At 63.7% G+C, this 25,008-nt stretch carries 26 protein-coding genes and 1 riboswitch; of the genes, 18 read left to right on the forward strand and 8 right to left on the reverse strand.

Features of this window, described 5'->3' with window-relative positions:
* The 6 genes from Q7T45_RS17810 to Q7T45_RS17835 form a co-directional block, all read right to left on the reverse strand.
* Positions 1 to 1,042 (reverse strand): phosphomethylpyrimidine synthase ThiC (locus Q7T45_RS17810; RefSeq protein ID WP_304872322.1); only part of this gene is annotated, 1,042 nt, incomplete at its 3' end.
* Positions 1,043 to 1,272: 230 nt separating this feature from the next.
* Positions 1,273 to 1,881, reverse strand: coding sequence for a thiamine phosphate synthase (locus Q7T45_RS17815; RefSeq protein WP_304872323.1), 609 nt, complete (start codon positions 1,879 to 1,881; stop codon positions 1,273 to 1,275).
* Entirely contained in the window at positions 1,868 to 2,650 is a 783-nt protein-coding gene (locus Q7T45_RS17820) for a thiazole synthase (protein WP_304872325.1), read from the reverse strand. The genes Q7T45_RS17815 and Q7T45_RS17820 overlap by 14 nt, the downstream gene beginning before the upstream one ends.
* A gap of 169 nt (positions 2,651 to 2,819) precedes the next feature.
* Positions 2,820 to 3,017 (reverse strand): sulfur carrier protein ThiS, encoded by a 198-nt coding sequence (gene thiS / locus Q7T45_RS17825; RefSeq protein ID WP_304872326.1) that lies wholly within the window; start codon positions 3,015 to 3,017, stop codon positions 2,820 to 2,822.
* Positions 3,008 to 4,048, reverse strand: a complete 1,041-nt coding sequence (locus Q7T45_RS17830) for an FAD-dependent oxidoreductase (protein WP_304872327.1) — start codon at positions 4,046 to 4,048, stop codon at positions 3,008 to 3,010. The genes thiS and Q7T45_RS17830 overlap by 10 nt, the downstream gene beginning before the upstream one ends.
* Positions 4,036 to 4,172: riboswitch (TPP riboswitch) on the reverse strand. (Overlaps the previous gene by 13 nt.)
* 78 nt (positions 4,173 to 4,250) lie before the next feature.
* On the reverse strand, positions 4,251 to 4,730 hold the full coding sequence (locus tag Q7T45_RS17835) for a lytic transglycosylase domain-containing protein (protein ID WP_304872328.1): 480 nt from the start codon (positions 4,728 to 4,730) through the stop codon (positions 4,251 to 4,253).
* 197 nt (positions 4,731 to 4,927) lie between these two features.
* On the opposite strand from Q7T45_RS17835, the gene Q7T45_RS17840 reads away from it, so the two are divergent.
* The 18 genes from Q7T45_RS17840 to Q7T45_RS17925 all read left to right on the forward strand — a co-directional run bounded on the left by Q7T45_RS17840 (position 4,928) and on the right by Q7T45_RS17925 (position 23,404).
* Entirely contained in the window at positions 4,928 to 6,415 is a 1,488-nt protein-coding gene (locus Q7T45_RS17840; protein ID WP_304872329.1) for a hypothetical protein, read from the forward strand.
* A gap of 282 nt (positions 6,416 to 6,697) precedes the next feature.
* Positions 6,698 to 6,895: a hypothetical protein gene (locus Q7T45_RS17845; protein ID WP_304872331.1), complete on the forward strand. Its 198-nt coding sequence runs from the start codon at positions 6,698 to 6,700 to the stop codon at positions 6,893 to 6,895.
* 67 nt (positions 6,896 to 6,962) lie between these two features.
* Positions 6,963 to 7,340, forward strand: a complete 378-nt coding sequence (locus Q7T45_RS17850; protein WP_370691306.1) for a PRC-barrel domain-containing protein — start codon at positions 6,963 to 6,965, stop codon at positions 7,338 to 7,340.
* Between the two features lie 170 nt (positions 7,341 to 7,510).
* Complete coding sequence (locus Q7T45_RS17855; protein WP_304872334.1) at positions 7,511 to 8,044, forward strand: PRC-barrel domain-containing protein; 534 nt, start codon at positions 7,511 to 7,513, stop codon at positions 8,042 to 8,044.
* 218 nt (positions 8,045 to 8,262) lie between these two features.
* Positions 8,263 to 8,475: a dodecin family protein gene (locus tag Q7T45_RS17860; protein WP_304872335.1), complete on the forward strand. Its 213-nt coding sequence runs from the start codon at positions 8,263 to 8,265 to the stop codon at positions 8,473 to 8,475.
* Positions 8,476 to 8,814: 339 nt separating this feature from the next.
* Positions 8,815 to 9,600: an ABC transporter permease gene (locus Q7T45_RS17865; protein WP_304872336.1), complete on the forward strand. Its 786-nt coding sequence runs from the start codon at positions 8,815 to 8,817 to the stop codon at positions 9,598 to 9,600.
* A 38-nt stretch (positions 9,601 to 9,638) separates the two neighbouring features.
* Complete coding sequence (locus tag Q7T45_RS17870) at positions 9,639 to 10,634, forward strand: ABC transporter substrate-binding protein (RefSeq protein WP_304872337.1); 996 nt, start codon at positions 9,639 to 9,641, stop codon at positions 10,632 to 10,634.
* A gap of 2 nt (positions 10,635 to 10,636) precedes the next feature.
* Positions 10,637 to 11,476: an ABC transporter ATP-binding protein gene (locus Q7T45_RS17875; RefSeq protein ID WP_304872338.1), complete on the forward strand. Its 840-nt coding sequence runs from the start codon at positions 10,637 to 10,639 to the stop codon at positions 11,474 to 11,476.
* A gap of 80 nt (positions 11,477 to 11,556) precedes the next feature.
* Entirely contained in the window at positions 11,557 to 13,230 is a 1,674-nt protein-coding gene (locus tag Q7T45_RS17880; protein ID WP_304872340.1) for a carbon-nitrogen hydrolase family protein, read from the forward strand.
* Positions 13,231 to 13,242: 12 nt separating this feature from the next.
* The gene (locus Q7T45_RS17885) at positions 13,243 to 14,253 is read left to right on the forward strand and encodes a LysR family transcriptional regulator (protein WP_304872341.1); all 1,011 of its coding nucleotides are present in this window, start codon (positions 13,243 to 13,245) and stop codon (positions 14,251 to 14,253) included.
* 188 nt (positions 14,254 to 14,441) lie between these two features.
* Positions 14,442 to 15,164: a Crp/Fnr family transcriptional regulator gene (locus Q7T45_RS17890; RefSeq protein WP_304872342.1), complete on the forward strand. Its 723-nt coding sequence runs from the start codon at positions 14,442 to 14,444 to the stop codon at positions 15,162 to 15,164.
* 634 nt (positions 15,165 to 15,798) lie between these two features.
* Positions 15,799 to 17,235: an ABC transporter substrate-binding protein gene (locus Q7T45_RS17895; RefSeq protein ID WP_370691308.1), complete on the forward strand. Its 1,437-nt coding sequence runs from the start codon at positions 15,799 to 15,801 to the stop codon at positions 17,233 to 17,235.
* Positions 17,236 to 17,253: 18 nt separating this feature from the next.
* Entirely contained in the window at positions 17,254 to 18,255 is a 1,002-nt protein-coding gene (locus Q7T45_RS17900; RefSeq protein ID WP_304872343.1) for an ABC transporter permease, read from the forward strand.
* Positions 18,252 to 19,130, forward strand: coding sequence for an ABC transporter ATP-binding protein (locus tag Q7T45_RS17905; protein ID WP_304872345.1), 879 nt, complete (start codon positions 18,252 to 18,254; stop codon positions 19,128 to 19,130). Before Q7T45_RS17900 ends, Q7T45_RS17905 begins: the two co-directional genes overlap by 4 nt.
* Before the next feature lie 125 nt (positions 19,131 to 19,255).
* On the forward strand, positions 19,256 to 20,623 hold the full coding sequence (locus Q7T45_RS17910) for an arylsulfatase (RefSeq protein ID WP_304872346.1): 1,368 nt from the start codon (positions 19,256 to 19,258) through the stop codon (positions 20,621 to 20,623).
* Positions 20,624 to 20,759: 136 nt separating this feature from the next.
* On the forward strand, positions 20,760 to 21,644 hold the full coding sequence (locus Q7T45_RS17915; protein WP_304872357.1) for a formylglycine-generating enzyme family protein: 885 nt from the start codon (positions 20,760 to 20,762) through the stop codon (positions 21,642 to 21,644).
* A 27-nt stretch (positions 21,645 to 21,671) separates the two neighbouring features.
* Positions 21,672 to 23,180 carry a SulP family inorganic anion transporter gene (locus Q7T45_RS17920; RefSeq protein ID WP_304872349.1) on the forward strand — a complete coding sequence of 503 codons (1,509 nt, stop codon included), beginning with the start codon at positions 21,672 to 21,674 and terminating at the stop codon, positions 23,178 to 23,180.
* A gap of 29 nt (positions 23,181 to 23,209) precedes the next feature.
* On the forward strand, positions 23,210 to 23,404 hold the full coding sequence (locus Q7T45_RS17925; protein WP_304872350.1) for a hypothetical protein: 195 nt from the start codon (positions 23,210 to 23,212) through the stop codon (positions 23,402 to 23,404).
* 24 nt (positions 23,405 to 23,428) lie between these two features.
* Here the strand turns inward: Q7T45_RS17925 and Q7T45_RS17930 are convergent, their stop codons facing one another.
* Together Q7T45_RS17930 and Q7T45_RS17935 are read right to left on the reverse strand one after the other, a co-directional pair.
* Positions 23,429 to 24,622, reverse strand: a complete 1,194-nt coding sequence (locus Q7T45_RS17930; RefSeq protein ID WP_304872352.1) for an efflux RND transporter periplasmic adaptor subunit — start codon at positions 24,620 to 24,622, stop codon at positions 23,429 to 23,431.
* Between the two features lie 2 nt (positions 24,623 to 24,624).
* The coding region (locus Q7T45_RS17935) for an FtsX-like permease family protein (protein ID WP_304872354.1) at positions 24,625 to 25,008 on the reverse strand (384 nt) is incomplete at its 5' end.

Here is a 25,008-nt window from a genome sequence, read left to right on the forward strand (position 1 = left end):
GCGCCAGGCACCACTTCGCCATGATCGAGCCGCCGCGCGACACGATGCCGGTGACGCGGTTGGCGGGGAGGTGGATATAGGGCCGCCGCACGCCGGCGTGGATCGTAAAGTAGTCGACGCCCTGTTCGCACTGCTCGATCAGCGTGTCCTTGTAGAGCTCCCAGGTCAGCTTGACGGGATCGCCGTCGCACTTTTCCAGCGCCTGGTAGATCGGCACAGTGCCGATCGGGATCGGCGCGTTGCGCAGAATCCATTCGCGCGTGGTGTGGATGTTGCGGCCGGTGGAGAGGTCCATCACGGTGTCGGCGCCCCAGCGGATCGCCCACACCATCTTGTCGACTTCTTCCTCGACCGACGAGGTGACGGCGGAGTTGCCGATATTGGCGTTGATTTTTGTCAGAAAATTGCGGCCGATGATCATCGGCTCGAGTTCGCCGTGGTTGATGTTGCAGGGGATGATGGCGCGGCCGCGCGCGATCTCGCTGCGGACGAATTCCGGCGTGACGAAGGCCGGCACCGCGGCGCCAAAGCTTTCGCCGTCGGCGATGGCGGCCTCGGCGCGTTCGAGCTGCACCTTGCGCCCCAGGTTTTCGCGGGTGGCGACGTAGATCATCTCCTTGGTGATGATGCCGGCGCGGGCGAATTCCAGCTGCGTGATCATGTGGTCGCCTAGCCCACGCAGCGGCTTGTGATGCGCGGTGAAGGATTTTGCCGCATGCGAGGCGCCGACATTGCCGTTGTCTTCCGGCTTGATGTCGCGGCCCTGATACTCCTCGACGCCGCCGCGCTCCTTCACCCAGGCGATGCGCCCGCGCGCGAGACCGGCGTTGACGTCGATGGTCACGGAAGGATCGGTGTAGGGGCCGGAGGTGTCATAGACCGGCAGGTCCGGCTCGCCGGCGCCCTTGCTGAGGATGATTTCGCGCAGGGGAACGCGCAGGTCCGGCGCCTCGTCGGGCGTCACGAAGATCTTTCGCGAGGACGGCAGCGGGCCTGTGGTGACGGCGGGCAGCGTGGTGTCGGGGTTGGAGCGGATGTTCATGGGTTATCCTCCTGTGGAGCTTTGTTGTTCGTATTGGTCATGGTGCGCGCCGCGGCCCCCACCCGTCGCGCGCTGACGCGCGCGCCACCCTCCCCCGCAAGCGGGAGAGGGAAGGGGGAGTTCGCTGCGAGTGATTTCGTTTGGGCGCGAGATCGTAGACACGCGCACGCTGCGCCCCCTCTCCCGCTTGCGGGGGAGGGTTGGGGTGGGGGGGCTGCAACAGGCGCCGGTCATGCCGCCTCCGGATGCAGTTGCAGCCACGCGCGCACCCGCGCGTCGGGGTCGGGATTTTGCGTGACGTCGCTGACGACGGCGATGCTGTCGGCGCCGGCGGCATAAATTTTGGCGGCCTGCTCCAGCTTGATGCCGCCGATCGCCACCAGCGGGATATTGCCGATGCGCTTCTTCCACTCCGTGATCTTCGGAATGCCCTGCGGCGCGAAGCGCATCGATTTCAGCGTGGTCGGGAAGATCGGACCGAGCGCGATGTAATCGGGTTTGGCGCGCAAGGCGGTTTCCAGCTCCTCGTCATCATGGGTCGAAATCCCCAGCGTCAGCCCGGCCTCGCGGATCGCGGCGAGATCGGCGTCGACCAGGTCCTCCTGGCCGAGATGCAGATGTTTGGCGCCGGCCACGATCGCCGCGCGCCAGTAGTCGTTGACCACGAGTTTTGCATCCGTGCCCCTGATCACCTCCAGCGCGTCGGAGACGATCTGCAGCGCCTCGGAATCGTTGAGATCCTTGGCGCGCAGCTGAATGGTGCCGGCGCCGAGCAGCGCCAGCCGCGCCACCCAGGCCACGGTGTCGACGACGGGATAGAATTTATCAGGATACGGCATGCCAGAACGGTGTCCCAACGACAGGGGTTGAAGGGGAAGCGAAATCGCGGGCTTCCATCAGGCCCGCTTCGTAAGCCATGCGGCCGGCCTCGACGCCGAGCCGGAAGGCATTGGCCATCGCGACGGGGTCGGCGGCCTTGGCAATCGCGGTGTTGAGCAGCACGGCGTCATAGCCGAGTTCCAGCGCCTGCGCGGCGTGGCTCGGCGCGCCCAGCCCGGCATCGACCACCAGGGTGATGTCGGGCAGCCGGTCGCGCAGCAGTTTCAAGGCATCGCGGTTGGTGATCCCCTTGGCGCTGCCGATCGGGGCCGCCCACGGCATCACCACCTTGCAGCCGGCATCGACCAGCCGCATCGCCACGGAAAGATCCTCGGTGCAATAGGGGAACACCTCAAAGCCGTCCTTGATCAGGATGGCGGCGGCTTCGACGAGGCCAACGACGTCGGGCTGCAGCGTGTCGTTGTCGGCGATCACTTCCAGCTTGATCCAGGAGGTGCCGAACAATTCGCGCGCCAGTTTTGCCGTGGTCACCGCCTCGCGCACGCTGCGGCAGCCGGCGGTGTTCGGCAGCACCGTGACATCGAGCTCGCGGATCAGCGACCAGAACGCATCGCCGGTCTTGCCGCCGGCAGCCTCGCGCCGCAGCGACACCGTGACGATGCCGGCGCCGGAGGCGCGGATCGCGTTCTGCATGATCGCCGGCGACGGATACAGCGCGCTGCCGATCAGCAGGCGGGAGGTGAAGGTTTTTCCGTAGAAGTTCAGCATGATTGTCGTCCAAACCCACAGCCGTCGTCCCTGCGAACGCAGGGACCCATACGCCGTGTATTCTCGTTGTGGCACCGTGTGAGAGGCCTCTTGTAGCCCCGCCATCCGGTGGTTATGGGTCCCTGCGTTCGCAGGGACGACGTGGTGAGAGATATCGCCATCATTACCCTCACCCTCCCTGCCGCGGCGTGATGATCTCGATCTCGTCGCCGCTCTTGAGCGGCGTCTCCGCCCACTTGCTCTTCGGCAGCACGTCGTAATTCAGCGCGATGGCGAAATGGGTGCCCTCGTAGTCGAGCTCGCCGAGCAGCGCGTCGACGCGATCCGACGAAATCTCCCGGGGCTCGCCGTTGACGGTCACACGCATCGCATCACCTCGTTGTCGATCTGGCCGCGCTCGACATAGTTGAGCGTCAGTTCCGCCAGCGCCGGTGCGATCAGGAAGCCGTGGCGATAGAGCCCGTTGACCGTGATGCGCTGCTGGTGGACCGCGATGCGCGGCAGATTGTCGGGAAAGGCCGGGCGCAGGCCGGAGCCGAATTCGAGGATCCGCGCTTCGGCGAACGCCGGATGCACCGCATAGGCGGCGCCCAGCAGCTCCAGCGCGGAGCGGACGCTGACGCCGGTGTCCTCGGATTCGATCGAGGTGGCGCCCAGCATGAAGAGATTGTCCTCGCGCGGAATCACATAGAGCGGCCAGCGCGGATGGATCAGCCGCACCGGGCGCGCCAGTTGAATCTCGTCGGTCTCGATCAGGATCAATTCGCCCTTGACGCCGCGCAACTCGGGCTGGTCGTCGCGCGCGGCGAGGCCACGGCAATCGATCACCAGCCCTTCGAGGTCGTCGGCCGCGGGCTCGCTGTTGAAGCGGATGGTGCCGCCGGCGGCGATGATGCGTTCGTGCAGTTTCGGCAGCACGCGGCGCGGCTCGACATGGCCTTCGTCGGCGAAAAACAGCGCATCGCGAAAACGGCCCTCCAGCGAGGGTTCGAGTTCGGCCAAGGCCTGCGCATCGAGCCGCTTGTGGCCGGATGTCAGCTTCGCAAATCGCTCGAAATCGTTGCGGTCGCGGCTGTGCGCCACGACCAGCGAGCCGTTGAACGGGGTATCCGGCAATTCGCGGCGCCACAGATCGAGCGCGCGCAGGCCGAGCCGGCTGATGATCGGTTCGGCGATCTCGCTCTCGCAATAGGGCGCCAGCATGCCGCCGGCCCAGTGGCTGGTGGAAAGCATCATCGCTTCGTCGCTGCGCTCGTGCAACGTGACGTCGTGGCCGGCCTGCGCGAACAACAGCGCCTGCCAGGCGCCGGCAATGCCGGCGCCGATGATGGAAACGGGGGAATCCCCCCTGAAAGCTGCGGGCAACGGCCCGCGCTGTGGCTTCGAACTCTGGTACATCCCTGTCCCTTCGCCGGCATGACCCGGATCAGGTTCAAAGGGTCACCGCGGTCTCTCCTGCTGCGAACAGCGTTTTGAGCGTGCGGTATCTCAGCTCCTCATCGGAGCTCCCCTCGGAACAGGGCTAATGTAAGCCGATGGCGCGGGGTGTCAACGCGTCTGGCGGGGAACTGCACGGAATGTCGCGCCCGGGACACGAGGGCTATCGCTTCGGTACCTCGGCGCGGGCGTTCCAGGCGCGATCAACCCGGGTGGCATGTTCGTGCCGGCTGCCCGCCAGCCGCTGCCGCTTGGCGGCGTAATAATAACCACCGGCGTAATAGCCGACGGCGCGGTTGGCGTCGCCATTGGCGGCCCGATAAGCGCCGGCGAGGTATTTGACCGCGTAAGTGAGGTTGGTGTTGGGATCGCGCAAGCCTTCGGCATCGCCGGTGTAGCCAAGGCCGCGCGCGGTCGCGAGCTTGATCTGCATCAGGCCGATGGTGCCGCCGCGCCCGACCAGATGCGCCTGGTACTTGCTCTCGCGCACGATGACGCGATGCACCAGCGTTTCCGGAACCCCGTTGGCCTGGGCGTGGGTCGCGACCATCGCCTCGTAATCGGCGCGCTGTGCCTGGGCGGATTGCGAAAATGGCAGGGCGGCCATGGCGACGAGCCATGCGAGCGAGAGCAGACGTTTCATTTGGGAAAAGGCCTCGAACGGGCGGGATTGCGGGGTTGAACGTTTGAAGGCCCGGATTGTTGCAATCGCCGGGCGGCGATGTGGCAAAAACCCGGCTTTGTCAGGGGTTTGTTCCCGCCCCGAGGGGGTGGATTTACCAAGAATTATGCCCTGGCGTGGTTCGATCGGCTGTAAAGCCCTCAAATCCGGCCGCGTCAATGACCCTGTCCGTTACCCATGCCACCGAGCAGGCGGGCCCGCTGCGCGGGTTGCTGCCGCTATGGGTCGGCGCCGGCATCTATGCGCTGTTTCTGCTGGCCGGAAACCGGCTGCTGATCGATCCCGATACGATGTGGCAGATCACCGTCGGGCAGTGGATCATCGATAACCGCGCCGTGCCGGAAACCGACGTCTATTCCTTCACCATGCGCGGCCAGCCCTGGATCTCGACACAGTGGCTGGCGCAGGTGCTCTATGCCAAAGCCTATGCCGTCTTCGGCTGGAGCGGTCCGGTGGTGCTGGCGGCCGGCGCGATATCAGCCACCTTCGCGCTGCTGGCGAAATTCCTGTGCCGGCGCCTGAGCGAAAGCACGACGCTGGTGTTCATCGCCGCCGCGCTGGCGCTGACGGTGCCGCATCTGCTGGCGCGGCCGCATGTGTTGGCGCTGCCTGTCATGGTGGCGTGGGTCGGCGGCATGATCGCGGCGGCGGACCGGCGCCGCGCGCCGTCATTCTGGCTGCTGCCGCTGATGGCGCTGTGGGCCAATCTGCATGGCGGCTTTGTGTTCGGCCTGGTGCTGATCGCGCCGATCGCGCTCGATGCGGTGGTGAGCGCGGAGGCGCATTTGCGCAAGACGCTCATCCTGCGCTGGGCGGCGTTCGGCTTCGCCGCGCTGCTGACCAGTTTTGCCACGCCCTATGGCTGGCATGCGCTGCTGGCCTCGCAAAAAATTCTCGGCCTCGGCGCCGCATTGCCGCTGATCATGGAATGGCGGCCGGCCGATTTCGGCAGCCTCGGCGCGCTCGAAGTCTGCCTGCTGCTCGGCATCGGGCTGGCGCTGTATCGCGGCATCCGGCTGCCGCCGCTGCGCATCGTGCTGCTGCTCGGCCTGCTGCACATGGCGCTCTCGCAGGCGCGCGCCGGCGAAATCCTGGCGCTGCTCGGCCCGCTGCTGCTCGCCGCTCCGCTGGCGCGGCAGATCGGCGGCGCCGAGCCGGTCCATTCAAGCGCCGCGCCGCGCGGCGTGCTGTTCGCGGGCGTCGGGATCGTATTGCTGGCGGGGACCATGGCCTGGGCGTCGGTGCATCGCTTCGAGCCGCACACCCGCGGTTCGCCGGTCGCGGCGGTGGCGGCGCTGAAGCAACTCAATCTTTCGCGCGTGTTCAACGATTACGATTTCGGCGGCTATTTGATCGCCAACGGCGTCGCCCCCTTCATCGACGGCCGCACCGAACTCTATGGCGAGAAATTCTTCGTCGACCACAACGCGGCCTCCGGCCTGATGCAGCCGGAAAACCTGTTCCGGCTGCTGGAGCAATACAGCATCGAGGCGACGCTGATGCGCACGCAAAGTGCGGCGACCAGGCTGCTCGATCATATCGACGGCTGGCAGAAAATTTACAGCGACGACATCGCCACCATTCATCTGCGTATGCCCGGTGCCGTGCATACGATCGAGCCGGCCGTCGATCCCAAGGCGAAGTGAAAAATTCGAAATCGTAGGGTGGGCAAAGCTTCCGCCGAGCTCGAAGAGCGAAGGTGGAAGTGTGCCCACCAGCGAAAAAGGATGGTGGGCACGCCATCGGACGCGCATTCGCGCGACCGTTGGCTTTGCCCACCCTACGATTTGGGTGCCGTCACAGTTGTTGATTAGACTTCAGGCACGACAATAATTACGATCAACCCAGCGTTCGTATGCGGCAGTGATCCTGTCCAATTTGCGTTCAGCCACATCCAATACCCAAAGACGACCACAAGGGAGATGCGCATGGCCCGAAGAGATTTCGGCTATCTGCCCCGTGAAAATCCCTGCGCCCAGTGCGGCGCGCCGATCGCGGCACCCGACTGGACCGAGAATGGTCCACGGCGGATTTCCTATCTCTGGCACTGCAAGGCCTGCGATTACAAGTTCGAAGCGGTGGCCTTCTACGATGCATCGCATTCGGAGCAGGCTCTGGCGGCCTGACGGAACGGCCTGAGGAACAGTTGGGCGGGCATCGCGTTAATTGCTTTCATCAACCCAGGGAGGGATGATGATGACCGATGTCATGACCAAACCGCACCAGCTGATCGCGAGCGACCGGGTCGAAGGCACTGCGGTGCGACGACCGAACGGCGACAAGATCGGCCACATCGAGCGGCTGATGATCGACAAGATCAGCGGCAAGGTGTCCTACGCCATTCTCGGCTTCGGCGGATTCCTCGGCATGGGAACCAACCTGCTGCCGTTGCCGTGGGCGCGTCTCAGCTACAATCCGAAGTTCGAGGCCTACGAACTCGACATCGACGACGAGGAGCTGCGGCGCGCGCCGTCGTTCCGCGCCGACAAGGATTTCGACTGGGGCGACCGCTCGCAGGAGACCGAGCTGCATCGCTATTACGGAACGCCGCCCTATTGGGGCGGGTTCTGATCGCAGCTGCATAACAATCGTCAGAGACGCGCGGCAGCGCAGCGCATTTTGATGCCCGCGTGACGGCGCGGAACCTTCTTCGCCAATCTCGAAAATGTGTGCGGCGAAGGGAACGGGCGACAGCGTGGCGGGTTTTCTCCCTATCGATTTCATTTCAGGGAGAACTTCACATGTTGGCAAAATTCATGACGGCTGGTTTGGTCGGTTCCGCGTTGCTCGCGACCGTCGCGTTCGCGCAAACTCCGGCCGCAACCACGGACAGCGCCAAGCCGGCGACCGCCGCTGCCGCTTCCGATACCTCGTTCCAGGGCAACTGGCGCGGATCGAAACTGGTCGGCCTCAGCGTCTATAACGAAGCCAATGAGAGCCTCGGCTCGATCAACGATCTGCTGATGGACAAGAGCGGCAACATCAAGGGCGTGGTGATCGGCGTCGGCGGTTTCCTCGGCGTCGGCGAGCATCTGGTCGCGCTGCCGTTCGACAAGGTCAAGTTCGTCACCGAGCCGATCGCCTACACCGGCACGGCGGGCGCAGGGGGCGCGGCGGGTCCCCGTCCGGGCTCCACCACGACCACGGGCGCGGCCAACACCGCTACCACTGCCGCGACGCCGGCGAAGCCCAATCCGTGGTATCCGGACCATGCCGTGATCAGCGCCACCAAGGATCAGCTGAAGGCGATGCCCGAATTCAAATACGCGATCTGAGGCAGCGCATCGCTGTAGTAAGCAAATGATCCGAATGACCGGACGGCAACTGCCGCCCGGTCATTTTTTTGACGGGAGTCATTAAACTGGCGCGATGCTCGCCTGCGTCACACGGAAGCATGTTGCGCCGCATCCTTTCGGCGCTGGTATCCCGGTGCTAGGCTTGGCCTTGCGGCAGGAGCACCTGCGTCCTGCCTAACAGCAACGGGAGGACGACAATGGCAGAGAGCGTCTACAAGGTCATTGAACTGGTCGGCACCAGCAAGGATTCCTGGGAAAAGGCGGCTGCCGCCGCCGTCAACAGGGCCAGCAAATCCCTGCGCGATCTGCGCGTCGCCGAAGTGGTCCAGCTCGACATGCAACTGGACGCCAAAGGCAAGATCGAAGCCTACCGCGCCAAGCTCAAGGTATCCTTCAAGTTCGAGGGCTGACTGTTTCGTGCTTCGTCGCGTAAGGCGCGAAGTGCCGGCTCGCGCGACATCCCACCTGATCGTAATGCCCGGCCATGTGCCGGGCATTAACGTCTTTGCGTCTGGTTGCATCAATCGCTCGATCTCCCATCGTCAGTTCGCCGAGACGCTGCCCAAAAACTGTGCATGCATGAGTGCAAATTGATCAGCCATCAATTTGCTTTGAATATGCAAAAATGCACAGTGCGTTGCACAACTCGGCATTTCCTTTCCGTCGGGTTGGGCAATGATCACGGTGGCCAAACGGCGTGAGCAAGATGTGCAAGCGACGCTCGGTCTTTCGGGAAGGCCAGAGCCGATATGCGCAACGCATTCTCCAGATTGAACAGCAAGGGATCCCGCCGCGCGCTGGAGCTTGCGGTCGGTCCGATCCTGCTGATTGCCGTCTGGTGGCTCGCGGCCAAGGGCGGATGGGTCAACAAGGATCTGCTGCCGTCGCCGATCGAAACGCTGCGCGATACCGCCGCCAACATCTGGTCCGGCAGCATGACCAAGGATTTTTCGCGCACGCTGATGCGGGTGGCATACTCGATCGTGATCGCCATCGTCGCCGGCGTGCCGATAGGAATCGTGCTCGGCGCCAAGGCGGCGGTTTACCGCTCGGTTGAGTTCATCGTCGACTTCTTTCGCTCGACCCCCGCTACAGCCCTGTTTCCGCTGTTCCTGTTGCTGTTCGGTCTCGGCGATCTCGCCAAGATCGCCGTCGCAGCGTTCGCGGCCTGGCTGGTGATCGTCTTCAACGTCGCCTATGGCGTGATGAACGCCCGGCAGACGCGCATTCTCGCCGCCAGGTCGATGGGCGCATCGTCGCTGCGAATCTTCCGCGACGTCATCTTCTTCGAGACCTTGCCGCAAACCTTCGTCGGGCTGCGGACCGCGGTGTCGCTCGCGCTGGTGGTGATCATCGTGGCCGAGATGTTCATCGGCGCCACCGACGGCATGGGCCATCGCATCATCGATGCGCAGATCTCCTACTCGCTGACCGACATGTACGGCTCGATCCTGGTGGCGGGCGCGATGGGATACGGCCTCAACCTCCTGCTGCTCTTCCTCGAACGCTCCGTCATCCACTGGTCGGGCAAATGACCGCCGCCATTTCAACCATCTCTCCAGGGGTAAATGCGATGTCAAAATCAGTTCTGTTCGCCGCCGCCGTCGCGGTCGCCATGTCCGCCGGCTCTGGCGGCGCCTATGCCGCCTGCGACAAGATGGACAAGGTGACGGCCGCCTGGCTGCCGATCATGCAGACCACCGCCTACTACGTTGCGATCGAGGAGAAGCTGTTCGAGAAGGCCTGCATCGAAATCGACTCCAACAAGATGGAATCGCCGAACCAGATCATCGACGCGCTGATCGCGGAGCGCGCCGACTTCGGACCTCCGGGTGCCGCCGCCGGCATCGCCATGATCGCGGAGTCGAAGTTTCCGGGAAAGCTCAAGGTTTTCGGCCTGCAGGGCGGCGGCATCGCGGTCAACAGGATCAATGACGGCCTGATCGTCAAGCCGGACTCACCCATCAAGGTATTTGCCGACCTCAAGGGCAAGACGCTGGGTCACGTGCCCGGCATCCAGTGGCGGACGATTTCGCGGCACATGGTGCGCGCCGCCGGCCTCGATCCGGACAAGGACGTCAAGCTGATCGATCTGGCGGTCGCCATGCAGGTGCCGGCGGTCGTCGGCGGCACCGTGGATGCAACGCTGTCGCTGGAGCCGGTCGGCTCGATTGCGGTGGCGTCCGGCAAGGCCATGCGCGCCATGACCAATCCGGTGGCCGGCGTCATCGCCGATCCGTTCTATTCCGGCGCGTCGATCATGACGACCAAATTTCTCAAGGAACGTCCTGACGTCGCCAAGCGCGTGGTCTCCGTGATCGATGCGGCGACCGACCTCGTCAATGCGGATTTCGCCAAATACAAGGCGGCGATTCCGAAATACACGCCGATCAAGCCGGATCAGCTCGAATTGCTGGCCCAGCCCTATCTGCGCGGGTTCAAGGATCTCAACGACACCGATATCAAGTCGTATCAGGCCCTGGTCGATATCTTCATCAAGGAGGGGGTGCTGGCCGGACCGTTGAACGTGCGCGAAAAGCTGCTGACCAGGGCCGAGCTCGGAACCTGAAGATGGTCAAGAGCAACGTCGCGCCGATCAGGCCCATGGAGCCTGCAGCAGCAGAGGTGTCGCAGACTGCCGCGTCGAAGCCGGGACGGCAGGCCCTGATGACGATCCGAGGCCTGCGCAAGACCTTCAACGACGCCGTGGTCTATGACGATTTTGCCGTCGATCTGCCGCTCGGGCATTTCATCTCGATCTTCGGCCCCAACGGTTGCGGCAAGAGCACGCTGATCAACATGGTCTCCGGCCTGATGCCGATGGATTCAGGCGAAGTCCTGTATGACGGCCAGCGCATCAGCGATACGCGGATATCCTACGTGTTCCAGAACTACCGCGAGGCACTGTTCCCCTGGCTGAAGGCGATCGACAATATCCATTATCCGCTGAAGGTCATGGGCATCCCCCGCAAGGAGCGCCGCGATCGCGTGGAAAAGCTGCTCGCCGATTTCGAGGTCCGGATCGATCTCGATGCCTATCCCTACACCCTGTCGGGCGGCCAGCAGCAGGCGGTTTCGATCCTGCGCGCGCTGGTAACGGAGCCGGAGGTGCTGTTCCTGGACGAGCCGTTTTCGGCGCTCGACTACGAAATGACGATGTTCATGCGCGAACAGCTGCAGAAGATCTTCATGAAGACGAAGACCACCATGCTGCTGGTTTCGCACGATCTCGATGAGGCGATCGAACTGGCCGACAAGGTGGTGCTGCTGACGCGACGGCCGACCAAAGTGGCCGAGATCGTCGAAATAGACCTGCCTTGGCCACGCAACCTCGAGGTCACCACCGGGGAACGCTTCATGGCGCTCAAGCGCCACTGCCTCGATCGCTTTTGGCAGGAGGTCAAGAAGTGACGTCCCGCGCCGCAACTGACTGCCGTCAGGTTTCGATGGCGTGGATGAAACACAGCAACAACCGATAACTGGAGATGGATATGACGAAGCGCCGTTTTCGCGCCGCCGCGGTGCAGACACTCGCCCGGCTTGGAGACTTCGACTACAACATCGCGCTGGCCACGCAATACGTCGAGGCCGCCGTGCGGCAGGGCGCCGAGCTGATCGTGTTCCCGGAATGCATGGACACCGGCTACCTGTTCGATTCGCCGGCGCATTGCCGCGAGCTTGCGGAGACCGTGACCGACGGGCCGTTCGTCACCGCGCTTTCGGAATTGAGCCGCAAGCACGGCGTCTATATCGCCAGCGGCATCACCGAATGGGATCCCGCCAGGGAAAAGATCTTCAACAGCGGGGTCATGTTCGACCGCAACGGCAAGCTCGCCTGCCACTATCACAAGCAGTTCCTGGCCACCCACGACCAGAACTGGTTCAGCTTCGGCGAACGCGGATGTCCGGTGGTCGACACCGATCTCGGCCGTATCGGCCTGTTGATCTGTTTCGACGGCCGGATTCCGGAAATCTTCCGCGCCATGGCAATGCAGGGTGCGGAAGTGATTGTCGACATGGCGAATTTCTTCGCCATGGATCAGGCCGATATGTGGGGCCCGGCGCGGGCTTACGAAAACGGCGTCTGGCTCGTCGCCGCCACCAAGGCCGGCTATGAACGGTCGATCTATTACCCGGGCGGCAGCATGATCGTCGACCCGAAGGGCAGGGTGCTTTCCAAGGTTCCCTACGACACCCACGGCATGGCGATCTGCGACGTCGATCTCGATGCCGCCGCCGACAAGTCGATCTATGCCGCCAACGACAAGATCGCCGACCGGCGGCCGGATACCTACGGGGCCATGGCGTTGCCCTATGAAAAGACGCCGGTGTTCGGCGCAGCCGACAAGCCGCTGATCCCGTCGAAATCCGTGACCAAGGTCGCCGCCGTGCAGATGCACGTCACCGATGACACGCCGGTTGCCGAGGTGCTCGCCATGGTCGATCACACCGCGAAGCTTGGCGTCAAGGTTCTGGTGCTGCCGGAATATGCGTTCTCCGGCGAATGTATCCTCAACGCGAAAGAAGCCGCCGCATTGGCCGACCAGACGGCATCGAACCTGTCCGGCATCGCCGCCATCGCGGCGAAGTATGGCTGCCTGATCGCCGCCCCGATCGTCGAGCGGGCAGCGGCCGGAATGTATGTAACAACCGTGCTGGTCGGGCCGGACGGCAAGGAAATCGGCCGGTATCGCAAGACGCATCTGACCGCAGAGGAACGCAAATGGGCGGTTGCGGGCTTTGACTATCCGGTGTTCGACACCCCGTTCGGCCGCATCGGCGTGATGTCGGGCTATGACGCGGTCTTTCCCGAAACCTCGCGCTGTCTCGCCATCGGGGGCGCGGACATCATCCTGTGGCCCGCCGCGCTGCGCGAGCCGTTCGAACGCGAGCTGCTGGCGGTGCCGCGCGCCGAGGACAACCGGGTGGCGGTCGTGCTGGCCAATCGCACCGACTGCCCTTACCCCGGCGGCAGCGTCGTGATTCCGCCGAACGGCTTCCCGCAATGGGATATCAACGTCGCGGCGCCGCGGGTGCTGAAGCTCGGCGCTGTCATGCCCAAGCACATCGATCTCGCGGTCTGCCGCCAGAAGCTGATGATCCCGAAGGTCGATATGTTTGCAAACCGGCTGGTGGAGACATACGCTCCGATCGTCGCGGCCTAGCCGAACCCGAAAATGGGAGTGTTGCTCGATCGCGATTCGAAGGCCGGTGGCACCAGCCGCCGGCAGCCGCGAAGGATCGTCAAGGGAGTGGCCAAGCCACAGCGCAAGCTCCGCTATGACTGGAACGACGTCGTCTACTTTCTGGAAGTGGCGCGTCAGCGCAACCTCGTTCGCGCGGCCGAGAAGCTGAAGGTCGATCATACCACGGTGAGCCGGCGCATCCGGGAGCTGGAGCGCAGCCTGAATTCCACGCTGTTCAAGCGCAGCAAATCCGGCTTCACCCTGACCGAAATCGGGCTGCGCCTGCTGCAATATGCCGAGGGCATGGAGAGCCAGGCCAACTCCATGGTGGAAGCCATCGGGATCGAGCAGGCGGATGCCGGCGGCGCGGTACGGATCGCGGCGATGGAGGGGATCGGAAGCTTCTATCTCACCAAGTGCATCGGGGATTTCAACAAGGTCTATCCCTCCATTCAGGTCGAGTTGATCACGGATACGCGGCTGCTGGACCTCAGCCGGCGGGAGGCGGACATCTTCGTCAGCTTTTTCCGGCCGCAGGGCAAGCGCCTGTCGGTCAAGAAGGTCGGCGAGTTCAAGATATCGCTCTACAGCTCGAGTAACTATTTCGACGACCATCCCTATCCGAAAACGCTGAAGGAACTCGAGAGCCACGCCTTCATCGATTTCATCGAGGATCATATCTACAGCAAGGAAAACCGCTGGCTCTCCGATATCCTGCGCCCCACGCATACCGTGTTCCGCAGCACCAGCCTGGTCGCTCAATACATCGCGGTCGCGAACGGGCAGGGCATCGCGATGCTGCCGTCCTATGTCGCGGCGAACGACCGGGAGCTGCGGCCGGTGATGCCGGAACTGTTCTCCATGCGCGACATCTGGCTTTCGGTGCATGAAGACCTGCTGCATATCGCGCGCATCAAGGCCGTGACGGTATTTCTGGAGAAACGCATCGAACTCGACAAGGCCCTCCTGACCTCGGTCAGGGGCAAGGGAAAGCGGAGCTGATCCGCCGGCCATTGGCGCGGCCGAGCTGAAAGCTCGTTGCGTCCAATGGTCCGCTGGCCTTCAGTCTCGACCTGAGCTCTGGTACAGTCTCGGTTTCGAGCGGATACGGGATGAGCAAGAACCTGTCACCACCACGGACTCCAACGGAGAAGCCCCAGGCCGGCGAGCCCCAATTCGGGGCTCTGCTGATGACTGAGGGGGGAACGCAGCGCAGCGGACCCCCTCCGTTGTTTCGCGGCCTGACGGAAGGCGAAAAAGCCCGCGTGCTGGAGTCCGGAAAGCGCAAGGTGCTCTACCGCGGCGCCAAGCTGTTCAGCCAGGGCAGCCCGCAAGACGGCATCTATTTGATCGAGAGCGGGCGGATCAAGGTGTTCTACATCGCGCCATCGGGACGCGAAATTACGCTGGCCTACTGGCATTCCGGCAATTTCGTCGGCGGTCCGGAGGTGTTCAGGCAGGGCCTGCACATCTGGTCCGGAGCGGCGGCCGTCAACAGCACGGTGCTTCATCTGCCCGGCGACGTGCTGCGCCAGATGGTGCTGACGATCCCGGCGCTCGCCATCGGCATCATTGAAGGCCTGAGTTTCAAGGGCCAGTGCTATTCGGCGCTGGCGCAAATGCTCGGCACGCGGTCGCCGATCGAACGTCTCTCGCAACTGCTGCTGCACCTGATGAACCTGTACGGTGTCGAGGAGCGCGAGGGCACCTTGATTGCCGCGTCGTTCACCCACGCCGACCTTGCGCACATGACGGGTGTCACGCGCCAGTCCGTCACCACCAGCCTGAAACGGTTTGCCGAACTCGGCATCCTGCACATGCACGGCGCGAACCTGGTGATAAAGAACGCCGAATTGCTGAGCGAGATCCGTGACGGCAAGACCACCAAAATCGCGGCATCGGGCGAGGCCTGAGAGGAGATCGCGCGCTGCTTGCTGAAGCAGGCCGCGGCAAGCGGACGCAGGCAACGCGAGTCAATGCGCCGCGCGGGGTATGCCAGGACGCCGCCGCATTCTCGCATTGCATCGGAACGTGTCCTGGCATGCGCAGAGGCGGCTTGATGCCTGTCGCCAGCCGACGTCATCGGACCGACCGCATGCGCTGACGTGCTTCCCGGACGCCGCGATTCTCCGATTCCCGGCCGGCCTTGGCTAAACCGCGGTCACTTGCTCATTGAATCGCCAGTACCCGCGCCAGCGATGTCCATTTATTGAGCAACCTGACATTTCTTCGCAATACGTTGCTTGTTCGAAGCCTTTGCCGTTCCAGATCGCCAGTGAGCCGTTCAGACTTGGCCATCGAACGTTCGACCGTTCGTGATGGAAGCAACGAGCTGACGGCAAGATGGCATTCAATTCCTTCATTGCGCATGTTCCTGGCGATCCGTGCCCGGCGGGTGCCTCCCGCACAGGGTTAATGGCACGTCGCTTGCACAATAATGAAAAACGAATGTCCGCTGCCAGGCAGCTTTCGCTTGGTGCCGCCGCAGCGCCGCGCACCGACATCGTCTCACATTCCCACATGGTTTAGTTCGAAAGGATTGTTCTCATGCGCGTCGGCCCTGCCTCGAAAGTCCCTGGTTTACTGCCCATGCTCGCCGCGGCGGCTGTCACGCTGATGACCGTTCAGGTCAATGCGCAGACCACCCTCGAGATCGGTATCGGCACGCAGAATACGACGACCAATACCGTCACCGGCGGTGTCGTCCTGAAAGAACTCGGCCTGTTTGAAAAGCACCTGCCCAAGACCGGCAAGTACAAGGACTTCAAGTACACGCTGTCCTGGCAGAACTCCACGTCCGGTCCGCCGATCACCAACGGCATGATGGCCAACAATATCCAGATCGGGATGATGGGCGACTACCCGCTGATGGTGAACGGCGCCACCGGGCAGGCCACCAAGAACGAAACCCAGCTGATCGCCATCATCGCCTATAACGCCCATGGCGGCGGCAACGGCATCGTCGTCCACAAGGACTCGCCGTTCTACGAACTGGCCGATCTCAAGGGCAAGAACGTCTCGGTGCCGTTCGGCTCCGCCGCGCACGGCATGATGCTGACGTCGCTGCAGAAGCGCGGCCTGTCGCCGGATTTCTGGAATCTGGTTTCGCAATCGCCTGAAGTCGGCACCACCAACCTGCAGGAAAAGCGCATCGACGCGCATGGCGATTTCGTCCCCTTCGCCGAATTGCTGCCGTTCAAGGGTTTCGCCCGCAAGATCTATGACGGCGCCGAGACCAAGGTGCCGACCTTCCACGGCGTCGTGGTCCGGAAGGATTTTGCCGAGAAATATCCCGAGATCGTCGTCGCCTATCTCAAGGCCCTGCTCGAAGCGAACGACTGGATGCGCAAGAATCCCAAGGTCGGCGCCGAGAAGGTCGAGGAATGGACCAAGATCAACAAGGAAGTGGTCTACGTCTTCCTCGGCCCCGGCGGCGTGCATACGCTCGACCCCACGATCAAGAAAGCCTGGGTCGATTCGATCGGCGCCAACTACGCGATCCTGCAGAAGCTCAACATGATCAAGCCGCTCGATATCGGCGCCTGGGTCAACGACAGCTACGTGCGGCAGACCTACAAGGAACTCGGGCTCGACTACGACAAGCAGCTTGCCGCGTACGATACCTACAACGTCAAGGGCACCGATCCCGTCTGCAACGTGCCGGTCGACAATCCGAAGCTGGTCGGCGAAGTCTGGATCCAGGGCGGCGATATCGTGCCGTTCAGTTCGCCGGTCTGCACCCTGCTCGGCGTCAAGAAGTACACCGCTGAAGGCAAGAAGTTCAACGCGGTCTATCTGGTCGATCATGAGCTGGGCATCAAGCTGTTCGCCGATGCCGCCTTCTACGCCATCAAGGCGGACCTCAAAAAGCCGGACGTGGTGCCGTTCCTGCTGAAGAAGGACGCGGAGGCGCATGCCGCCAAGAACGGCGGCAAGGTTGCGACCTACGCCGAAGCCCTCACCGCGATCAACGTCGGCCAATAGGGAAATCCGATGGGCAGCATGGCCAGGGTGAATATTGCAGCAGTCCCGATCCCCGGCGTCGACGCCGACGCCGGGCGAGTGGTCGAGAGCATGGTGGCATCCGCGCCCGAGCCGGCTTCGCACGAAACGCCCGAGTTGACCAAACCCGCCACCATCGAGCCGGTGGCACCGGAGCCGGAGATCGTTCCGATCGTTTCCCTGCGCGATGTGGCGCAGGGGTTGCTGAAGCACATCACGCGCGAGCGGATGATCACGGCGGTGCTGGCCTGCGTCTCGATCGGCACCCTGTTCCTGATCTGGTATCTCGGAACCAAATACCGGTTCGAATTCTATATCCGCTTCAAGAACGTTCCGACGCCCGCCGAGGTGTTTCAGCAGGCGATGCAGGTCGGCCTGTCGAACAAGTTCGTCTACAACATCGCCATGAGCGTGCGGCGCATTCTGACCGGCTTCGCCATTGCGATCGCCATCGGCGTGCCGCTCGGACTGATGATCGGCAGGTATGCGCGCGTGCGGGACCTGTTCATGCCGGTCACCGAGATCCTGCGGCCGATCCCGGCGATCGCCTGGGTGCCGATGTCGATCATGCTGTGGCCGAACAACGAGGCCGCCATCGTCTTCATCACCTTCATCGGCGCGTTTTTCCCGATCCTGCTCAATACCATTCACGGCGTTCACTCGCTGGACGGCGTGCTGATACGGGCCGGCCGCTGCCTCGGCGCCAATGAGCCGCAGCTGTTCTGGAATGTGATCCTGCCGGGCTCGCTGCCGCACATCTTCACCGGCCTCGCGGTCGGCATGGGCGTCGCCTGGGTTTCGCTGATCGCCGCCGAGATGATCTCCGGTCAGTACGGTGTCGGCTACTTCACCTGGGAAGCCTACTCGCTGGTGGACTATCCCGCGATCATGCTCGGCATGATCACGATCGGCGTCCTTGGCCTGGCGTGCAGCGGCATCATTCGAATGGTCGGCGTCCTGTTGATGCCGTGGCTGGCCTTCGCATCGGGGAGCAAGCGATGACCGTCATCGACGCAGATACCGAGGTTCGCAAGGGCTTCATCGACGTCCGCAGCATGGGCGTCACCTTCGGCAGCGGCGACAGCGCGGTCGTGGCGGTCAAGGATGTCTCGCTCAACGTCCAGCCCGGCGAATTCGTATCGCTGATCGGGCCTTCGGGCTGCGGCAAGTCGACCTTGCTCAGCATCGTCGCCGGCTTCGTCAAGCCGACATCAGGCGAAGCGGTGCTGGACGGCAAGCCCATTACCCGGCCCGGCTCGGACCGCGGCGTCGTGTTCCAGCAGTATTCGCTGTTTCCGTGGCTTTCGGTCCGCAAGAACGTCGAGTTCGGGTTGAAGATGGCGGGCGAGAACCAGAACAAGCGCAACATCACTGCGCGCTCGCTGCTCGATCTCGCCGGGCTGCTCTCGTTCGAGAACCATTATCCCGACCAGCTTTCCGGCGGCATGAAGCAGCGCATCGGCATCGTCCGCGCGCTGGCGACCAGCCCGCAGGTGCTCCTGATGGACGAGCCGTTCGGCGCGCTCGACACCCAGACCCGGGTCGTGATGCAGGAAATCCTGACCAACATCTGGCAGCAATTCCGCATCTCGGTGCTGTTCATCACCCACGATATCGAGGAGTCGATTTTCCTCTCGGATCGCATCTACGTCATGACCGCTCGGCCGGGACGCATCAAGGCGGAAATCAAGGTGCCGCTGCCGCGCCCGCGCAAGGCGGAAATGACCGATTCGCCGGAGTTCATGAACCTGGTGCAGGAACTCAAGGGTCTGATCCGCGAGGAATCGCTCGCCGCCATGGCACCCGAGCTCAAGGACCGCGGCCTCTCAGGCTTTGGAATGAAAGTGGGACCGAAAGGAGTAGGCGAAATCTTCTGACATCATTTTGAACGTCGCTGCCTGACAGGCGCGAACCAGCAATCAAGTACGCAAAATCAAGCAAGACGCGACAGGCGCGCGCGTCATCGACGACTCGCGCCCGCATCTATCAATCGGAGTTACCAATGGCCAAGAAACCAAATATTCTGTTTTTTCACGTGGACAACCTCGGCATGGGAGAGCTGGGTTGCTACGGCGGCGGCATGCTGCGCGGCGCCGATACCAAGCGGATGGACGCTTTCGCCAAGCAGGGTGCGAAGCTCACGCACTATGTTGTTGAGCCGCAGTGCACGCCGACCCGTTCGGCGCTGATGACCGGACGCTTCCCGATCCGCTCCGGCAACCACACCATCGCGCTCGGCGGCAACGGCGGCGGCATCGTCACCTGGGAGCGGACCATCGCGTCGATCCTGGCGGAAGCCGGCTACACCTCGTCGATCTACGGCAAGTGGCACATCGGCGCCGAAGACGGACGCTTCCCGACCGATCACGGTTTCGACGAATGGTATGGCCCGCTGCGTACCTACGACGAATGCATGTGGCCGACGGATCCACACTACGTGCCGGAGCGCGACGGATTTTCGCACATGCATGAAGGCTTCAAGGGCAAGGGCTGCGGGCCGCTGCTCGACGAGCAGCTCACCATGGAAACCAAAAAGACCTGCGATCTCGAATACCAGAAGCGCGCCCTCAAGTTCATGGAGAAGGCGGTCAAGGACGACAAGCCGTTCTACTGCTACTTCAACCACTCGCTGATGCATTTCCCGATGAGCCCGCGCGACGAATTCGTCGGCAAGAGCGACAATGGCGACTGGGGCGACTGCCTCCTGATGCTCGACCATGATTTCGGCGTGCTGGTCGACAAGCTCGACGAACTCGGCGTGGCCGACAACACCATCGTGGTGATGTGCGGCGACAACGGCGCCGAGGATCATCTCGCCGGCCGCGGCACCGGCGGCTTTTTCGACGGCTCGTATTTCTCGTCCGCCGAAGGCGGCATCCGCACGCCGTGTCTGATCCGCTGGCCCAACCACATCAAGGCCGGCACCGAAAGCAATGAAATGCTGCATGTCACCGACATGTTCACGACGTTGCTGAGCTTCGCCGGCTGCAAGCCGCCGAGCGACCGGCTGATCGACGGCGTCGACCAGAGCGCGTTCCTGCTCGGACAGCAGGAAACCTCGAACCGCGACTCCTGCATCGTCTGGCTCAAGGACGAACTGCATGCGGTGAAATGGAAGGACTTCAAGATCAACTTCAAGCGGCAGCAGCATTTCCACGATCCCGAACTGGATCTCGGCTTCGCCCGCATCACGCACCTGAAGGAAGACCCGAAGGAGCGCGAGGCGGTCAACCAGCGTTACGTGCGCTGGTGGGTGATGCAGCACGCGCAACGCATCATCCGGGATTTCGAGAACAGCAAGAAGAAGGAAGAGCTGATCCCGCCGGGAGCACCGCTCGATTTCGTGCCGAAGAAGTTCGCGGAAGCCTGAAGCAGCGATGTCTGACCTGAACGCAGATACGACGCGTGCGCGATCGGCGGCCGGCGAAACCCGCGGGGAGGACTTGAGCCCTCTCCGCGGCGGAGCCGAGGCCGGCCGCGCGCCCGTCGTCGCCAACCGGGAATCCATGGTCTGGATTCCCGGGGGCGATTTCATCATGGGTTCGAACAAATTCTATCGCGAGGAACGGCCGGCCCGGCCCGCCAGCGTCGGCGGATTCTGGATCGACCCGCGGCCGGTGACCAATGCGGATTTCGCCGCATTCGTGCGGGCGACCGGATATCTCACCACATCGGAACGCGCGCCTGATCCCGCTGCGTATCCGGACGCCGATCCCTTGCTGCTGGTGCCGGGCTCGGCCGTCTTTACCAAGCCGCCCGGCCCGGTCGGCCTGCGCGATCACCAGGCGTGGTGGGCCTATGTCCCCGGCGCCAACTGGCAGCATCCCGAAGGACCCGACAGCAACATCGATGACCGCGCCGATCACCCGGTGGTTCACGTCTCGTTTGAAGACGTCTCGGCCTATGCGGCCTGGGCCGGCAAGGCGCTTCCGACCGAAGCCGAGTGGGAGTTTGCGGCACGCGGCGGACTCGACGACGCCACTTACGCCTGGGGCGAGGAATTCGCGCCGGATGGACAGGCCATGGCGAACACCTGGCAGGGGCGGTTTCCCTTCGAGAATCTGGCCGAGGATGGCTACGAGGGCACTTCGCCCGCCGGCGCGTTCCCTGCCAATCCTTTCGGCCTCTACGACATGATCGGCAACGTCTGGGAGTGGACGGCCACGGCCTACGACCTGCCGCGCGCTACCGCCGACAAACCATCCTGCTGCCAGTCGAAAGCAAGCGTCGACCACGCCGTGGCCCGGGTGGTGAAGGGCGGTTCGCATCTCTGCGCCCCCAACTACTGCCTGCGCTACCGGCCGGCGGCGCGTCAGAGCCAGTCGCTGGATACCGCGACCACCCATATCGGCTTTCGCTGCGTCCTGCGTTCGTCCGCGCCGGGACATTGAAGTTTTCACTCTTCGGAGCCTCTTCTCATGACCATCACCGCCACCACAGAACAGACGGATTTTTTCAAGGACGCCATTTCCGTAACATCGGCGCTCCGCTCTCCGGTCGTGCTGGTTCGCGAAATCCTCGCGGGGCTGGTGACGGCGCTGGCCCTGATCCCCGAGGTGATCTCGTTTTCGTTCATCACCGGCGTCGATCCCAAGGTGGCGCTGATCGCCTCCGTGGTGCTGGGCCTCGTGATGTCGGTGCTCGGCGGGCGCACCGCGATGGTCACGGCGGCGGCCGGCTCCATCGCGCTGGTGGTCGGCCCGATGGTCAAGCTTCACGGCGTCGGCTACATCCTGCCGGCCATCATTCTCGCCGGCGCCATCCAGATCGCCTTCGGCGTTGCCGGGCTGGCGCGGCTGATGCGCTTCGTGCCGCGCTCGGTGATGATCGGCTTTGTCAATGCGCTCGGCATCCTGATTTTTGCCGCGCAAGTGCCTCACGTCCTCAACGTGCCCTGGCTGGTCTATCCGCTGTTCGCGCTGTCGGTGGCGATCATCCTGATCATGCCGCGCTTTACCGAGGCGGTGCCGGCGCCGCTGGTGGCGATCGTCGTCGTCACCGCGATCGTCATGATCGGGCACCTCGTGGTGCCGAATGTCGGCGGCGAGGGATCAATGGCGCCGGGATTGCCCGGCATCACGCCGATACTGGTTCCGCTCAACCTGCAAACCCTCGAGATCATCTGGCCGACGGCGCTGAGCATCGCCTTCGTCGGGTTGCTGGAAACGCTGCTGACCGCCAAGCTGGTCGACGACCTCACCGACAGCAAGTCGAACAAGAGCCGTGAATCCTGGGCGCTCGGAATTGCCAACATCGCTGCCGGTTTCTATGGCGGCGTCGCCGGCTGCGCCATGATCGGGCAGACCGTGGTCAACGTGAAGATCGGCCGGGCCCGTACCCGGCTCTCGACCGTGGTCGCAGCCCTGGTGCTGCTGTTGCTGGTCACCAGCCTCAGCGGGCTGATGGCGCAGATCCCGATGGTGGCGCTCGCCGCCGTGATGATGATCGTCGCGCTGAAAACCATCAACTGGCACAGCGTCATGCCGGCCACGCTGAAGCGGATGCCGGTCCCGGAAACCATCGTCATGCTCGTCACGGTGGCGATCACGGTGGCCACCGGCAACCTGGCGCTCGGCGTCGCCGCCGGCGTGCTGCTGGCGATGGTGCTGTTCGCGCGCCGGGTGGCCCATGTCATCCGCGCCGAGCGCACGCTCAGCGCCGACGGCCTGTCGGTTCGCTACGACGTGCACGGGCCGCTGTTCTTCGGCAGCAGCAACGATCTGGTGGAGCGCTTCTCCTACGCGATCGATCCGAAGCGGGTCGCCATCGATCTCACCCATTCCCAGATCTGGGACGCCTCGACCGTCGCCGCACTCGATTCGATCGAAACCAAGTATCGCGACCGCGGCGCCACCGTCGTGTTCAGCGGGCTCGACCAGCGCAGCTCGGCGTTTCACGAGCGCCTGACCGGCCAGCTTCCGGCTTGAGATTCGTCGAACGAGGACAGGAGGAGCACATGCGTCAATCGTTCGGAGCCGCATTGGCTCGATTGCTGCGGCGTTTGGTGCCGCTGCGCCTGACCAACCGCTACCGCCCCGAGCGCCACTACATGCGCGGGCCGGGGCCGAAATCCCGGGGCCGCGAGCCTGGCGTCGATAGCAAGGCGATGGCGGCTTCGCTCGGCAACGCCGGCAAATCGCCGGGGGCCTGAGCAAGCGAAGCCGAAACGGCCATCTCACTTCACGCTGACCCGGACGCCGGGGCTGATCTGATCGCCGGGATAAACGATGACGCGCTCGCCGAGTGCGAGCCCCTTGCTGACCGCCGCAAGGCCGCCGGAGCGCCGCACCAGATCGACGGTGCGTGGTTGTGCGCGTCCGTCTTCGGTGACGTAGACGCTCCAGCTGTCGCCGCGACGGAACAGGGCGCCGACCGGAATGATCTCGATGTCGTCCTGCCTGAATACGGTAATCCTGGTGTCCACCTGGTAGCCGTCGCCGAGGCCGGTCCATTGCTGCTGCGGCGACAACACGTCGATCAGCACATTGACCCGCTGCTCCTCGACGCCGAGCGTCGACACCTTGGTGAACGCCGCGGGCTCGATCCGGCGCACCCGCCCGGAGAGTGTGCCCGGACCGCCCCAATGCTCGATGGTCACCTCCGCGCCGGGACGGATTTCAACCGCATCGGTGCTGAGAACGTCGGTCACGATTTCGAGGTCGCGCGGATCGCCGATTTCCATCAGCGGCATGCCCGACTGCACCACGGTCTCGCTTTCCTGCGCGACCCTCAGCACCACGCCCGACACCGGCGCGGTAAGGCTCCAGGGTTCGGTCGGCCCGTCCAAGCCATCCTTGTAACGACCGAGCAGCGCTTTGGCCTGAGCGAGTTCGTGATCGGCCGCATGGGCCTGGAATTCTGCGGCCCGAAGGTCGCGATCGGCCACCCGCATGGCGAGTTCGGCGCGTTCGCGTGCCTGCACCGTCGACGCGCCGGTCGCGGCAAGCGTGCGGGTGCGATCGAGATCGGTCCTGGCCTGATCCGCCTGGGCCTTCGTCCGCTCGACCGTCGCCTTGCTGCGCTCCAGCGCGGCCTCGGCGGTGCCCAGCCGTTCCTCGGCCTCGCGACGGCTGCGCGGATCGAGCAGCGGCGCCGGCGGCGGCAGGATGGCGGCAACGGCATCGTCCGCGGCGACCTTGTCGCCTGCCTTGAGTGTGACACGCGTCAGGCGGCCGGCGAGCGGGGCCGCGACGACATAACGTTGGCGAATGCGGGTCCTGCCATCCTCGTTGATGCTGGCGACGTAACGTCCTTTGGTGACGGTCGCGGTTTCGACCGGGACCGGCTTTGGCATCACAAGCCAGGCGATGCCCGCGGCCGCGGCCAGTGCGCCCAGCGCCAATCCCACACGACCTGCCGTGATCCGCATCGTCAGTCCCTCGTCTTCAGTACCGCGACCAGATCGAGACGGTCGACCCGGCGGCGTACGATGTAAGCGCTGGCCGCGGCGGCGGCCACGACAATGGCGACCGCAACCACATAGGTTCGCGGCCCCACCACTCCCGGAATCTGGAAACTCTCGTTGGAATGAAACCGCGCGATCAGCGTGACGACGCCCTGCGAGAGCAGCAGCCCGATCGGAATGGCTAGGGCGATTTCGGCGGCGAACTGGCTGAACAGGATCCGCGCCACCTCGGCCCGGGTAAAGCCGAGCACCCGCAGGCTGGCGAGCTCCCAGGCGCGCTCCTGCAAGGCGATCCGGGCGCTGTTGTAGACCACGCCGACCGCGACGATCACGGCAAAGGCCGTGAGGAT

The organism is Bradyrhizobium sp., from assembly GCF_030646015.1.
Lineage (GTDB): Bacteria > Pseudomonadota > Alphaproteobacteria > Rhizobiales > Xanthobacteraceae > Bradyrhizobium.

Coding starts and splice junctions, on each gene's coding strand:
- Q7T45_RS17815 (WP_304872323.1), bottom strand. CDS start 1,881: ATGCCGTATCCTGATAAATTCTATCCCGTCGTCGACACCGTGGCCTGG.
- Q7T45_RS17820 (WP_304872325.1), bottom strand. CDS start 2,650: ATGCTGAACTTCTACGGAAAAACCTTCACCTCCCGCCTGCTGATCGGC.
- thiS (WP_304872326.1), bottom strand. CDS start 3,017: ATGCGTGTGACCGTCAACGGCGAGCCCCGGGAGATTTCGTCGGATCGC.
- Q7T45_RS17830 (WP_304872327.1), bottom strand. CDS start 4,048: ATGTACCAGAGTTCGAAGCCACAGCGCGGGCCGTTGCCCGCAGCTTTC.
- Q7T45_RS17835 (WP_304872328.1), bottom strand. CDS start 4,730: ATGAAACGTCTGCTCTCGCTCGCATGGCTCGTCGCCATGGCCGCCCTG.
- Q7T45_RS17840 (WP_304872329.1), top strand. CDS start 4,928: ATGACCCTGTCCGTTACCCATGCCACCGAGCAGGCGGGCCCGCTGCGC.
- Q7T45_RS17845 (WP_304872331.1), top strand. CDS start 6,698: ATGGCCCGAAGAGATTTCGGCTATCTGCCCCGTGAAAATCCCTGCGCC.
- Q7T45_RS17850 (WP_370691306.1), top strand. CDS start 6,963: ATGATGACCGATGTCATGACCAAACCGCACCAGCTGATCGCGAGCGAC.
- Q7T45_RS17855 (WP_304872334.1), top strand. CDS start 7,511: ATGTTGGCAAAATTCATGACGGCTGGTTTGGTCGGTTCCGCGTTGCTC.
- Q7T45_RS17860 (WP_304872335.1), top strand. CDS start 8,263: ATGGCAGAGAGCGTCTACAAGGTCATTGAACTGGTCGGCACCAGCAAG.
- Q7T45_RS17865 (WP_304872336.1), top strand. CDS start 8,815: ATGCGCAACGCATTCTCCAGATTGAACAGCAAGGGATCCCGCCGCGCG.
- Q7T45_RS17870 (WP_304872337.1), top strand. CDS start 9,639: ATGTCAAAATCAGTTCTGTTCGCCGCCGCCGTCGCGGTCGCCATGTCC.
- Q7T45_RS17875 (WP_304872338.1), top strand. CDS start 10,637: ATGGTCAAGAGCAACGTCGCGCCGATCAGGCCCATGGAGCCTGCAGCA.
- Q7T45_RS17880 (WP_304872340.1), top strand. CDS start 11,557: ATGACGAAGCGCCGTTTTCGCGCCGCCGCGGTGCAGACACTCGCCCGG.
- Q7T45_RS17885 (WP_304872341.1), top strand. CDS start 13,243: ATGGGAGTGTTGCTCGATCGCGATTCGAAGGCCGGTGGCACCAGCCGC.
- Q7T45_RS17890 (WP_304872342.1), top strand. CDS start 14,442: ATGACTGAGGGGGGAACGCAGCGCAGCGGACCCCCTCCGTTGTTTCGC.
- Q7T45_RS17895 (WP_370691308.1), top strand. CDS start 15,799: ATGCGCGTCGGCCCTGCCTCGAAAGTCCCTGGTTTACTGCCCATGCTC.
- Q7T45_RS17900 (WP_304872343.1), top strand. CDS start 17,254: ATGGCCAGGGTGAATATTGCAGCAGTCCCGATCCCCGGCGTCGACGCC.
- Q7T45_RS17905 (WP_304872345.1), top strand. CDS start 18,252: ATGACCGTCATCGACGCAGATACCGAGGTTCGCAAGGGCTTCATCGAC.
- Q7T45_RS17910 (WP_304872346.1), top strand. CDS start 19,256: ATGGCCAAGAAACCAAATATTCTGTTTTTTCACGTGGACAACCTCGGC.
- Q7T45_RS17915 (WP_304872357.1), top strand. CDS start 20,760: ATGGTCTGGATTCCCGGGGGCGATTTCATCATGGGTTCGAACAAATTC.
- Q7T45_RS17920 (WP_304872349.1), top strand. CDS start 21,672: ATGACCATCACCGCCACCACAGAACAGACGGATTTTTTCAAGGACGCC.
- Q7T45_RS17925 (WP_304872350.1), top strand. CDS start 23,210: ATGCGTCAATCGTTCGGAGCCGCATTGGCTCGATTGCTGCGGCGTTTG.
- Q7T45_RS17930 (WP_304872352.1), bottom strand. CDS start 24,622: ATGCGGATCACGGCAGGTCGTGTGGGATTGGCGCTGGGCGCACTGGCC.